General features: G+C 52.8%; 13 protein-coding genes. All 13 read left to right on the top strand.

Annotation, left to right across the window (positions count from 1 at the left end):
• Positions 1–146 precede the first annotated feature (146 nt).
• A complete protein-coding gene (locus FVQ81_02125; GenBank protein MBW7995371.1) occupies positions 147–380 on the top strand; it encodes a KTSC domain-containing protein in 234 nt (77 codons plus the stop codon).
• Between the two features lie 71 nt (positions 381–451).
• The gene (locus FVQ81_02120) at positions 452–1,660 is read left to right on the top strand and encodes a hypothetical protein (protein MBW7995370.1); all 1,209 of its coding nucleotides are present in this window, start codon (positions 452–454) and stop codon (positions 1,658–1,660) included.
• A 29-nt stretch (positions 1,661–1,689) separates the two neighbouring features.
• Entirely contained in the window at positions 1,690–2,904 is a 1,215-nt protein-coding gene (locus FVQ81_02115) for a hypothetical protein (GenBank protein ID MBW7995369.1), read from the top strand.
• Between the two features lie 69 nt (positions 2,905–2,973).
• Positions 2,974–3,552: a hypothetical protein gene (locus FVQ81_02110; protein ID MBW7995368.1), complete on the top strand. Its 579-nt coding sequence runs from the start codon at positions 2,974–2,976 to the stop codon at positions 3,550–3,552.
• 47 nt (positions 3,553–3,599) lie between these two features.
• Positions 3,600–3,938: a hypothetical protein gene (locus FVQ81_02105; GenBank protein ID MBW7995367.1), complete on the top strand. Its 339-nt coding sequence runs from the start codon at positions 3,600–3,602 to the stop codon at positions 3,936–3,938.
• Positions 3,939–3,946: 8 nt separating this feature from the next.
• Complete coding sequence (locus FVQ81_02100) at positions 3,947–4,441, top strand: hypothetical protein (protein ID MBW7995366.1); 495 nt, start codon at positions 3,947–3,949, stop codon at positions 4,439–4,441.
• Between the two features lie 68 nt (positions 4,442–4,509).
• Positions 4,510–5,307 carry a hypothetical protein gene (locus FVQ81_02095; protein ID MBW7995365.1) on the top strand — a complete coding sequence of 266 codons (798 nt, stop codon included), beginning with the start codon at positions 4,510–4,512 and terminating at the stop codon, positions 5,305–5,307.
• A 3-nt stretch (positions 5,308–5,310) separates the two neighbouring features.
• On the top strand, positions 5,311–6,003 hold the full coding sequence (locus FVQ81_02090; GenBank protein ID MBW7995364.1) for a hypothetical protein: 693 nt from the start codon (positions 5,311–5,313) through the stop codon (positions 6,001–6,003).
• A 12-nt stretch (positions 6,004–6,015) separates the two neighbouring features.
• Positions 6,016–8,004, top strand: coding sequence for a hypothetical protein (locus FVQ81_02085; protein MBW7995363.1), 1,989 nt, complete (start codon positions 6,016–6,018; stop codon positions 8,002–8,004).
• A gap of 108 nt (positions 8,005–8,112) precedes the next feature.
• Entirely contained in the window at positions 8,113–8,343 is a 231-nt protein-coding gene (locus tag FVQ81_02080; GenBank protein MBW7995362.1) for a hypothetical protein, read from the top strand.
• Between the two features lie 3 nt (positions 8,344–8,346).
• A complete protein-coding gene (locus tag FVQ81_02075; protein ID MBW7995361.1) occupies positions 8,347–8,973 on the top strand; it encodes a hypothetical protein in 627 nt (208 codons plus the stop codon).
• Complete coding sequence (locus FVQ81_02070) at positions 8,974–12,111, top strand: hypothetical protein (GenBank protein ID MBW7995360.1); 3,138 nt, start codon at positions 8,974–8,976, stop codon at positions 12,109–12,111.
• Positions 12,112–12,141: 30 nt separating this feature from the next.
• Positions 12,142–13,038 carry a hypothetical protein gene (locus tag FVQ81_02065; GenBank protein ID MBW7995359.1) on the top strand — a complete coding sequence of 299 codons (897 nt, stop codon included), beginning with the start codon at positions 12,142–12,144 and terminating at the stop codon, positions 13,036–13,038.
• Positions 13,039–13,120 lie beyond the last annotated feature (82 nt).

Raw genomic sequence — 13,120 nt, 5'->3', positions numbered from 1 at the left:
CACTGGATAGCGCCTTGCGTAATTACTGCCGGCTGTCTCGGTACTATGAAAATTAAAAGAGCAACGAAAATAGCAACCTGTGACCTGTGTAGAAAGCATAAGAACGTGGAACTCAACCGAGATCCACCTACCAAAAAGGTAAGGACATGACTGGAAAGGAGAAACCCACCAGAGTTTCATTGCAATCATCCTCTGTGAAAGAGGCTGAGTATGACCAGGTGGCCAAGACCCTGCTTATCGTCTTTGTCAGTGGAGCCACCTACACCTATCAGAACGTTCCGCAATCGGTTTATAATGGCCTGTTGGCCGCCGATAGTGCCGGGAAATACCTGTTACAGAACGTTATCAAGGCAAACTACAGCTATACGAAAGTAAGTTGAACCTACCGGTGGGTTACGCCGAGGATTGTGCTCCCGGCCGCTTATGACCGGGGAAATCAACAGGAGATAGAATGTCTGAAGATACAGCAGGAAAAACGGTAGAAGGAATCGAAAAGCCAGCATCGACCGAAAAGCCAGCGGCTACTGAAACGAAGGATGGAACGGCGAAGCCCGCGGATACAGAGAAGGCGGCTTCGGTTTTCAGTGGAAGGACCTTCGTAGTCACTGGTCCAGACGGCGAACCAAAGACGCTTAAGGGCGATCAAACGCTGGCGGACCTTGAGGCCGCTGAAAAGGCCAAGGAAGAAAAGAAGAGCGGTTCCGAAGAGGCCGGAGAGGAAGAGACCGGAGAGAAAAAGACCGAGGCCAAGAAAGAGAAGCCGGAAGATCCAGAGAAGGCGGGGGATTCGGACCCTCCGGATAAGCCTGAAGATGTCGATAGTGATCTGATTGCTGAAGATGATCCCACTGGTGTCAAGAAGCGTATCGGTAAGGCTGTAATACAGCGGAAAGAGGAAGAGCGCAAGAACGCGGCCCTGCAAGCTGAACTCGATAAGAGGGACAAGCGGATTACCGAACTGGAAGGTAAAGACTCTGATCCTGATAAGAAGGGTGATGCAGATCCCGAAAAGAAGGCGGAGAAAAAAACCGACCAGGCTGATGATACCGGGAAACCTGTCAAGCCAGTTGTTAGCGACTTCGAGAATTACGATGATTTCGAGGTCGCGCGTGATGAATATATCGAAAAAATGACTGACTGGAAGGTGGATCAGGCTCTAAAGGGCGAACGCACGAAGAGAGAGCAAGATGCCAACACCGCTCTTGATCTCGAGCGTCAAGCGGAGGATGATCGCAAGATCGCCGCTGCTGTAGTTCAGTATGAGGATTTCGAGGAAGTGGCAATGGTTGAATCGTTGCCATATACCCCGTTAATGGTCGAAGAAGTGTATGAGAGCGATAACTTTACCGAGTTAGCGTATCACCTCGGGAAAAACCCCGAAGAGGTAAAGCGGATAGCTGCTCTCTCTCAAAAAGGCCAGATACGGGAGCTTGCTAAAGTCGATATGCAACTTCGGGCCGATGGCAAGACTCCTATTACCGCCGGCAAAGAAGATAAGCCGGCCAAAAAACGTACAACCGCCGCTGCTGAGCCTATCAAGACGGTATCCGGCGCGGGCGATGCGGAGCCGTTCGATGCAAATACGGCTTCTCCGAAGGCGCTGAAAGAACATTTAGACAACGCCTCACTTGCGCGTATCAGAGGTGAACAGGGCGGTTGAGCGGTTGATGAGAAAGAAGGCAGTTACCGATGGCTAACACTATAATGACCCAGGATATTGTCGCAAAGGTATTTGCGGCTGTCCTGACCAACAAGACAGTGGGCATAAATATCGTCAATATGGACTATACGGCCGAGTTCAAGCCCTCGGGCAAGGGGGATACGGTTCGGGTGCGTGTTCCGGCCAAGCTGAGGTCCTATGACGGTCCTGACATTACTGGCAACGGTGATAGTCAGAACGCAATCGAGTCCTACGTCGATGTCAAGTTGTCACAGCACAAGGTGACGCCGGTTACGATAACGGCAAAGGACATGACCCTGGAAATCGCGGACTTCCAGAGACAGATCGCCGATCAGCAAGTGATCCCGATCGCGGATGACTTCGACACCTACATATTCGGCACCCTCCCCCTGGGTTGCGCGAATATCGTTGGCGAAGCCGGTGTAACGCCGGCCTCGGACGAGGTGGTCAGCGATGCCGCTGTTCGTCTGACCGAGATGGGCTGTCCGGGTGAGGACCGCAATTTCGTGCTCAATCCGGTAGCTCGAGGAGCCCTGGCGCAGTACATCAAGGCGACCTCGAACCAGAAGATCGCCGCAGACGCGCTCCGGCGCGGCTTTGTCGGTCGCACGGCCGATATGGCGTTCTGGCAGAGCAACAATATCTCCCGCCACACCAACGGCTCGTTCAACGGTACCCCGATCGTCATGGGCGCCAGCCAGACGGGTGCTACCGTGGTAATTGACGGGATCGGTGGAGCGTACACCGACTTCCTGCTCCAGGGCGACATTATCACGTTTGCAGGTTGCTATGCGGTCAAACCCGTCAACGGCGAGGCCTTCCCGTACCTGCGTCAGTTCGTGGTAACGGCGGATGTGGATTCGGTTGCCACCGGCACCGGACAGGCCACGGTTCCAATCTGGCCGGCAATCGACATTGCAGTACCCGGTAAGACCTGCTCGGCCAGCCCGTCCAATGACGGTGCGGTTACGCTGTTCGGTGGCGCATCGACGTCCTTCTCCCGTAACCTGGCCTGTCACAAAAAGGCCATTACTTTCGCCAGCTCCCCGCTACATCCGCTGGACGGCGGGAGCAGGTCGTTCAATACCTCGGTAGACGGGGTAAGTCTGCTCTTCACGGCGGGTGATCAGATCAAGGAGCTTCAGACCATCAAGCGGTTCGACTCGCTGTTTGGCGGTCTGATAGTCAACCCGGATATGTGCTGCATGATCGCCGGGGAGTAACTGACGGTGTTCCGAATGTGATGGAAGGGATTTAGGTCCCTTCCCTAACTTTACCCGGAGATTGGCGAAATGAGGAAAGTATTTCTGGCATTGGCGCTGTTCGCTCTGCTGCTGACGGCATTTATTGTCGTTTTTGCACAGAACACGGCGCCGGTTCCTTCTACTTTTGCAATACGCGCAGAACTCTTCAGCCTAATCTTTCGGCCTCCGGCAGACCCCCGGCCAGTGAAGAAAATTACCGGTTACTTTCGTTGGTGGAACGCGAGAGGCCGGACTGACTCATTGGTCACAGCAGATAGTTCCGGTACGGATACGTTGTCTACTCCAACAGAAATGAGGGGTAGACCGGTCGCTTTTGTTCGTGCGGATTCCGCGGCTTTTGTGAACAGATATGGCTTGACGCAAAAGTCGTGGACACTGGTGATTACGGCGAAATCCGATATAGGCTCGGACTTCGGAACCGTTTCTTTCTCAACGATGGATATTTTTGGCGGTTCAAGGCAAGATACGTCTTTACGTATATCCAGTGACGGGCTTGAATGTGATTCGCTCTTTATGGATCTTATTGACGTAGGATTTGCACCGTATGATTCAATATCTGTGGGGGATCGAACTATATTCTCTTGGGTAACAAGTACTTGGCAGTGAGGTGAGCCACTATGTTCACGCACCAGGATTGCGCGGTGGGCCGAAGGATGGATTTCGGCACCATCGGAGTTACGGCGGCCACCGAGTTAATACTTGAAACCTACCAAGTGCAGGAGGCCAGTTTTGGTGTTGCTGTTTCAAATCTCGATGCGGCTGCCGCATTCCAGCTTGAGGGCAGAATCGGTGATTATTGGTTTGTGCTCCCAGGCACCCTTATTAATCTAACGCCCGCCGATGATCCGGCAAGCGATGTTGTCTCCGGGCTGTTGGTTTACAGCCATTGCGCAAGCATTGAGGCAATTCGATGCAGGTTCGTTTTCGCGGGCCCGGGGACCTTGGTTCCCACGGCCCGAGTAAGAGGCGTGGGCGTTAAAATCGCAAGATGAGGATAGTTATGGACATTTTCGGGAATCGATTTAATGCTATCAAGGGCAGGCCTAAAGCGGCTGGTATCGAAGCGTTGGATATCGGCGTAGACGGCAAATGCCGGTACTTTATCTCGGCTTACAACCGGGTGGGAACGGAGCTGGCGAAGGGACAGCCGGTAACGATCGATTATGTTATCACCTACATGTTCGGCGCTATCGCCAACGCCACAACCGGCAGTGAGGTCTACAAGAAGACTGCCGGCGCTCTGAGGGTTACTGCTATTAACGAGTTGGCCTGGTTCCAGACCGGAGGTAAAGGTCTTGGCCTGGTCGATGGCACTGCTGACGTAGCGGCCGGTGACGCCCTCGAAGTGATTAACGCTGGCACTTCCTGGATCAAGGCCGGCTCCGCCCGTGAGCTGGCTACCGGTGCTCTGGCTCTGGTGGCTCAGGCTGCCGATTCCGCAGTGCTGGTGGACGTTCTCTACATCAACGAGCGGCATTCCGTTGAGGCCGCGTAAGTGAAATCGGGGGGGGAAACCCCCCTGTTTTCTTTTTTAACCCTCAGTGCTGTAAAAAGGAGAGCAACATGGGAACGGAGCAACTTCCAGGTCAGACCTACGAGTATGTGAAATACCCCGCGGTCCGCTATCACGCAACCGAAGCACCCCGGACCATCACCAGCGAGGCCCAAGAGGAAAAGGGCTGGCATGATTCTCCCGTAAAGGCCGCGGCGGATCTGCAGAAGATCCAGCAGAAGGCCTCTGACGCCGCGGTGAAAGAGAAAGAGGCAGCTCGTAAAGAGCGGGCCGCTGCTCCCCCGCCCGACTCTGATCCCGACGACACCCTCCCGGACCCGGAAGAAGTAACCGCGGAAGACCTGGCTCAGTCCGCCGAGAATTTCGGTGTCGATATCGAGGGATTGACCGATGAAGAGGCGGTTGCAAAGGTCAAGGCCCACATCGAGGAGAACTTCGATCTTTCGGATGGCCAGGTTATCGATGTGGTCAAGACCGCGGGGCGCTACGGGGTTGATATCGATGGGCTTACCGAGGATGATGCGATTCTCAAGATCGTAGCCTACCTCGAGAAACGTCCCGAGACGACCCCGCTGAATGGCGATGTTCCTCCCGAGGGTGGAGCTGTCGACACAGACAAGAACGAGTCCGAGCCGCCTTCTGCGGATGGCGAACAGGCCCCTGGCCCTGAGATTGTCGACACGCCCGGGCCGGCAGTGGTAATCCCCTCGAAGTCGGCTGTTGTCAAGATGAAACATGCCGACCTCTACGAGCTGGCCGGCAAGCTGTTAATCCTTCTTCCCTCCGATCCCAATGCGATTACCCGGGGAGAAATGATCACGTCCATCCTCAAGATCAAGGAGAAGTAAGTAATGATCGCCACCGAAATGGTTTCAAAACTCGGGGAACGATTAGATCACGATGCCCCTGAAAGAAGTTTCGGCCTTCCCGAGCGTTATGCGCTTCTTGACGAGGGACAGCAATATGTTGTCCAGGAACTACCGATCAACATGGTGCGCCCGGTTGAAAAGGTAAGCACAGCCCAAGCTGTTGATGCCAGTGGTGGCGTGGCACTCGGCAGCCTGGACCCGCTAATTCTGAACGGCGATCGCGGAATACTCGATGTTCTACATTCGAGCGGGTATTACTGCACCGAGATCTCAGATGATGATGAATGGAGGCTTTCGGTAGAAAATAACTGGATATTCTCGACAAACGCCCCTCGTTATCGCCTGCAGGGAACCGATCTGCTACTCCGGCCGTTTACTTTCGGATCGACAACCGGAGTTATCCGTTACAAATCGGTACCAGCGACTATAACCAGTTCTGTTGATTGTGCGCTCTCCGGTACAGTCCAGGAGCTTATCGTTGATTACGCCCTGTATCTCGGCCTCAAGACGGCAAAAGATTACAACGCTGCGGGATCACTGCTCAAACTGGTGGACTCACAGATTACAGCCTACGTCAATACATACGTTAAAAAGAGAACCGTCCGCATGGCAGCGGGCATGATGGATGGCTATGGTGGCGGTGGTGGCCGGGGTGATATTAAAACTTTCGGATAATAGGGCGATAAGATGGCGGCTCCACTTGGGAAAACGGTTCACGAGTTGACGGCTCTGGCTCTTCTTGATATCTCCGATTCCGATCAGTTTCTTATCGGTGATGCGAGTGAACCGTTAAAAGCAAAGAGGATCTCGTATAATATCCTTCGGACTTCCCTCGGCCAAACAGGCGGCTCCGGAAATCCTGAGAATCCAGCTATCGATGTTCCATCATGGGTTCTTGAGGGCAAGAGGGGCTTCTGGCGTGTTAATGTCCTGTCTGCGGTAACTGATGCCTACGCCTATCAGATTTGGTACTATAACGAAGATACGGACACTTGGGTACTATACCCCGTAACTATTACCGAGACTCGCGGGGTCGTTGGACTTTCCGCTGGACCGCTTATCAAGGATATTCAGGTCCAGAGGGATGTGGACGGTATCGCCCCGCGCACCTACAGGCGTTTCAAGATTCAGACCGTGACGGCCACGGAAACAAGCTCTCTGAGCGCGGAACAATCCGCTTACTCGATAACAGCCCTGCCAGCCGATTACGTCCCGACTACGCCCACCCTGGAAGACTCGGGCAGCTATCCCTTCACCGAATCCAGGCCTAAATATATGGCTTACGGCCACAATGTCATTTTGAAGATTCACGCGGCCTCCGGAGAAGAGGATTATATCGATCGCTACGAGCTGCAGCGGCGGGATTATTCTGGCGGCCAGGGAGATGAGGCTGGATGGGCAACCCTGCCGATGCACACACTGACGATCGATTCGCAGTTACCCTCTCCGCTGGCGGTTATCTATAAAGACGACAGTTCCGCGGCGGCGCCCGGGGATGTATTCGAGTACCGGGTAAGAGCGATCGACAGCAACGGAGCTCCGAGTGTTTGGACTTCGCCAGGCAGCCTTCTACAGTACACGGTCGAGGAAGATACTACCGCGCCCGATGCCCCGGTCCTGACGATTATACGGGTGGCACTCGGATTCAAGATTATTATCGCCCCTCCTACCCAAAATGGTGGCGATCCCTGCAGCGATGTTAGACACTGGTTTCTTTTCGGGAGAAAGGGCGCAGATGCCTACGCTAACATACTTGGAGCCGATAAGTTCTTAAAGAGTCCAGAGTTCACCTACCACGTTCCGGATGCGAATCTCGGCCTCGGTTATCAGTTCAAGGCGATGGCCGTAGATTGGAGCGGAAATGAAAGTACCTGGTCAACTCCCGCCGGCGCCACCACGCCCAATAAGCTGAGTGATGCTGTTATGGACACGGCCTGGACCTCGAGGTTTACTGATGTAGAGGATGGGGTGTCTTCTAACACTACATCGATAAGCCAGAATGCCACTGCGATCACGTTGCGGGCTACAAAGGTTTACGTTGACGGCTCGGCCATCCTGGGGGAAATCCAGGTCAATGCCGGTAATATCAACCTCCGGGTGCAGAAGAACGACGTTATCAACCAGATCAATATCAGCATCGAGAGTATTGATATTACGGGACGGACAATCGTATCAGCCGGATCGGGTTCCAGGGTGGAATTTTTCCCCGATAGCGATACCGGCCTCATGGCTTATGACAACTCCAGCAACGAGATATTCAAGATACTCGTGGGCGGCGCTGGCGTTGGCGACGTTATTATAGGTGATGAGGCTGGCCAGTATGCAAAATGGGATAAATCCGCTGGTAAATTTTATATAAACGGGGAGCTCGACGCGGCGGGTGGCATAAGGGTAGGGGCAACGCTATTGGTGGGAGGCGACAAGTCGCTGAGAGGCTCTACGCTGAACCTTACAGGCAACATAGACACGATTGCCAATATATATGCACAGGGCCATGTCGATACCGATACCGCGCTTAAAATCAACGGCGCCAATGTCCTGACCGGGCAAGTCGCAGACCAGGGCTCGGCCAGTGGTGCGGCTGGCGACCCTCCTACAAAAGCAGAATTTGACGCCCTGGTAGGTATCGTGAACGCTGGCCGAGACGCCATGAGGGCGAAAAGTTTAATGGCATAAGGAGGCGCAGCAAGCCCCGAGGACATGGTAATAAAGTTTAACCAGATGCTTACGGCCATGAGAAACCACGGACTGATTGAAAAATAAATATTTGATAGAGACGGGAAAATGACACCACCGAAAAAGCCAGCTCGGAAGAAAGAACCAGAGCCAGATGTAACGCAGGAACATATCGATAAACGCAAGGAACAACTCCAGGCCGCCCTCGATGAGCAATGGGCTATCAGGGGCCAGGCCGGGAAAACCGTGGAAGCGGCCGACAGGATGATAAAACAGATCGAACACCGGATGGATGAGGTTGAACGCGCTGTTATCGCCAGAAGATCAAAGGAGGATTGACCAATGTTCGGTATCTATACCGATGCTGCCCTGACGGTCCTGGTCACTGCCGAGGGTAATATGTCTAACCCGGATGAAGAAACCGACCTCGATGGGGATGCTGGCGAAACGGCTATCCTGGCTCTCTGGTGTGGAGCGATTCAGAGCAAACTCGCCGCGGGGATCGATGATGTTGTGACCACTGTCACGATCGATAACGCCTATTTCCGGTTTACCGATCTACCGGTTATCAAGTGTGGAACCGAGTTGATGTATGTAACCGCGGGCCTGAGTCCTGCCAGTACGACTCTCACGGTGATCCGGGGATGGAACAATACGACCAAAGCAGCTCATTCCCTGGGCGATCGCGTCTACATGGCCTACGACGGGGAAAGTATTACCGTTGCCTGCCGCGATAACGAGCAGGTTGTTACTGGCGATGAGTCTGGTTGGCTTTATTACTGCCTTGATAATGGTAGTGGCAGCCCTACCGGAACGTGGATATTGGTCCAGAACCTCGGCGATATTGACATGGCCGATAGTGTTGCCTTCCACCGCAGAGTTATCGTGCCGGCCAGCACTGGCGCCGTCAGCAAAACAGACCTGATTCACGATATGGAAGATATAAAACTTATCGCGTTGGGATCATAAGTGGCAGAGCCAAGAATAAAAATCCGGGATTTTAACAGCGTGGTCCAGTATGCCGACCTCGAGGATTTACCCGATGGGGCATCCACTGAATTAAAAAACCTGCGGATCATCTACGGCAAGCTGGTGAAGACCTCTGAGCATGGTGCTTTTATAGCATCAGCACTTGATATAACCGGCCTCGCGGTATCCCGGCTCTATACATGGGTACACTCTCGGTTGGGCGCGGCCAGTGCGCCGGTAGGCTCGGGTACGGGCTATCTCTATATAATCGCAACAGTAAATGACTCAACGCAGAAATTACAGGTCTGGTGCTGGAACGGGACAAGTTCGGCCTGGGTCCTGATCGATGCGGTGGCCGGCGGACTCGATCTTACAACCGTTGATTACTACCAGACGCTTGGTGCCGATGTGCCAACACAACAAAACCCGGTTATTTATGCCAATGAGATCCTCCGCTTTCTTCCGGGCCCCACCGCAAAACCGGATGGAACGAATACCGCTAACGGCCTGTGGATCGGCTGGATCGGGCGGGATTACTTTGACGGCCTTCTCCTGGCCGCCTCCTACGGTGCCAAGTTCTTCAGCTATCCCGCGGAAATAGCAAAGCCTGATCTGGATAATGACTTTTCTGCTTTTACGATCGGCCAAGTGCAGGGTGGAAAGTATGCCGAGATAACGGCGAGTGACGGTTACGAGATTGATCAGTTTACCGCTGTGGCAAGTAGCGATTATGCTGATACCCTGTTAATAAGCGGTGATGTGCGTAAGGAAGTCGGAGTAGGATCGAGAATATTTATAACCGGTAGTTCCGCCAATGACGGGCTTCACCGTGTTCTTTTATCGAGGTTCGATATTGCTCTTAATAAAACCTATGTAATGATTGATCGGGTTTACCTGGCCCTGGTAAACAATGTCGGAACAGGTTCCCCGATATTCATTCTCTTTGCCCCGGGATCGGGCGAAGAGGGGTACCGCCAATATTACAAGTTTTCCTATATTTACGATGGTGTCCAAGAGAGCCTTTTAAGTGATGAACTGCTGATAGAGTTCAACTTCGCTCATGGCATGTTTGCTCATATTGAGTTCACAATAACAAATGCAACTTGGAATAAGCGTAGAACTGCTCTGAATATGTACCGTTCAGAAAGCAGCGAGGGTCCATATAGTCTTGTCCAGACGATTGATTTTCTTCGGGAGGCCTCCGATGTGATCAGTGGTAGCACCGGGAAATATATCGGCATGAATGTCTGCTATATCCCCGCCCTGTCTACCTACAACTTCAATGTGGCTTACAATTACAAGATATTCTTGCGCCGGGATGGAACAAATGTGGACGGGAATATTGTTCTCGATGTAGGATCTGCTGCCCTGAATGGAACCGGGTACGATACCTTCCGGGTATCAGGCATAGATTGGATGGATTATCCTTTTTGGGATGTCGATTGGGAGCTCCAAGAAGACGATGGTGGCGGTTACGATGTTGTGAAGCGAGGTGTCGGCGGTGCTTATTCAGGCGATAATACGATCATACTCAATAATGAGGATACCGGGCAACACAGTGCTGCAGGATCGATGATCCATATAGAGCAGATCGGCAGGGGTTTCCACGGTACAACAGTAGCAACCAGTGTTGATTCAGGTAAGAGGACAAAATTCGCCTCACAGCTTATCCACCATCTAAAAGTTGGTGATGTTGTCGAACACACTGGTTTTTCAAACGCGCTGAACCTGCATTACAACAATAGATTTGTCGTTATGATAGTGGATTCTACGACAGAATACACGGTTGATTGCCTGTTCGGTGCAAACGAAACAGGCGCGAATTGGGGCTTGGTCGGGAACTGGCGCGAGATCGAGGATAATTATATCAAGGCCGTCAAGGTCAGTCGGCGCATTACCGGGACCTCTACCAACGATGCCTATGTCATGATCCAGCGCAAGAACGGCCTTTATGCTGCTATAGCAAACGGCGCGACTTCCGAATATGATGCTTTCGACAACGACCTGGTGGACGGCGCGGCCCCTCCGCTCGAGGGTGAAGTCTCGATAAATGCCAACGGCCGCTTCGCAAAAATGATCGCCGGCCGGCTACACCAGGCGAATATAGTTCTCGATCCGGACGGCAAAGCCGAGGAACATCCTGATTGGGGTTCATTCTCCGAGCTGGAACAGCCTGATGTAACACCCGTTTCCAATGTAATGCGCTTCCAGGATAGTGAAGGTGGAGAACTGACCGGGCTTGAGGAATTATTCGGGATGGCCGTCTATACCAAGAAACAGGCAATAATCACCGTCAACTGTAAATCCAGCCCTGCAGAACCCGGCCTGTGGACACGGATGGAATCAAATCACGATATTGGCAACCTGGCTCCCCTCGGGATGGTTAAAGCCAAAGATTCGATCTACCCCTGCTCGAGCGATGGGATCTATCAGATTTCACCGAATAACCTGTCCGACACCGATTCAACTCCCACTGAGAAGCTAAAGATCACGGAGGTGATCAATAATATCTATAACAGCATGACCACGGCTCAAAAACGTGCGATCGTAGGTGTGTACCATCACCGAAGGAACGAGATACACTACTTTATGACATATCCGGTAGATGAGGTAGATACTCTCAAGCGGTGGGCTTATAACGTTGTTACAGGGGGATGGCGGGAGATTTACGCTGATTATGCTATCTTGGTGGCCGGTAAAGACGAAGACGCCAACGCGATCGCTATTGAATCGCTTTCGGCTGGAAATGGAGCTGGTGTCGTTGCGGTTGAAACAAACCTCGATGATCAGGATGGAAGGTGTCTCTTCCGATCGAAGGTTTTCCCGCTTTCCGAGGAAACACCCGTTCCAATCCCTAAGATCATTGTAATTTATAAGAGCCCGCATGATTTGGTGCTCCGCATTTACCTTGATGGCAACGAAACCATGACAGAGGAATACAACCTGCCCGCTCAGGCAGAACAGAAACCTTATACGGTTGCTGTGGGATACAGTGCCTACCGCCTTCAGTTCGTTATCACAGATGATACCGGCGAAGCATTGGTAGCCGAGGAAACAAGTGCTGGCCCTGTGTACTTGATAGTAGAACAGAACGATTTAAGCCCCAATGTTGAAATCGGGGGCATGGACATATACTAAGCACGGTTATCTCTCACGGAGGTTTCAGAAATGAATGTTGCAAAGGCAGTTGGATTTCTCGCAGAACGCTTTGGCGATCTCGGCGAGAATAAATTCACAGGTCGAATCAAGGTCGATCTACTGGAAAACGCCGAACTCGATCTTGCGAACAAGCTTCACCCGGCTTATCTGACCGAGCTGGAAGTCCCGGAAGAACAGGTCGCTTATGCGACCGAATTTACCCTCTTGTCGGCTCTGGCGAATAATGTCCTCGGTGGTGCCGAGGGTATCCTGACCGTAAGGCTGACTGGCGGGAAATACTGCCGCAAGATCGACCCGCGGAAGATCAAGGATACCGAATCGTACTACCGGACCGGTTCTGACGAAGACCCGATGTATTACGTCGAGGGGAACCGCATCAATATTCTGGCGAATAGCGCCTCGGGGAATATCGATGTTACATACCGGAAAGTTCCCGGTCCTCTGTATTATCTGTTCACGGTAGTTGAAGAGGGAACTCCCTCGACAACCTTGTTCAAAGGCACTGCGGGGGAAGGGCTTTCCGCGACCAACGATGCCTACAACGGCGCGGTGATCTATAACGTCACCAACGACACTTACCATGTCGTTACCGATTATGTGGGGGCTACGCTACAGTTTACCGTTACTGCAGAGGTGGCCGGTGCGCCGCGGACTTTCGATAGCGGTGATAAAATCCGCTTCCTGACCCACGATTTCGACCTGCTCAATCTGGCGAGTGTGGAATTCACCCTTAACCCCTCACTGCATGAGACTGTCCTCCTGCTGACCGAGGCCGCGGGATGGGCGCAGACACCAGAGGTCAGCCGGCGCGATGGCGCTTGGGATAAGGCGGTAGCCTCGATCAACACATTAAACGCGAAGTACAAAGAGCCGGAGGTTCTCGGCACACAGAAACAGGGGAGGTAATAATATGGCCTGGCCCTTAATTGCGGCATCTGCCGGGTTACAGTTCGGTAGGGGTGTCGCTGGATACCTGACTCGCCCCAAA

This window comes from Candidatus Glassbacteria bacterium, from assembly GCA_019456185.1.
Classification (GTDB): domain Bacteria; phylum Gemmatimonadota; class Glassbacteria; order GWA2-58-10; family GWA2-58-10; genus JAJRTS01.
Note: the sequence above shows the minus strand (reverse complement) of the source record. Positions and strands in the feature narration are given on the sequence as shown.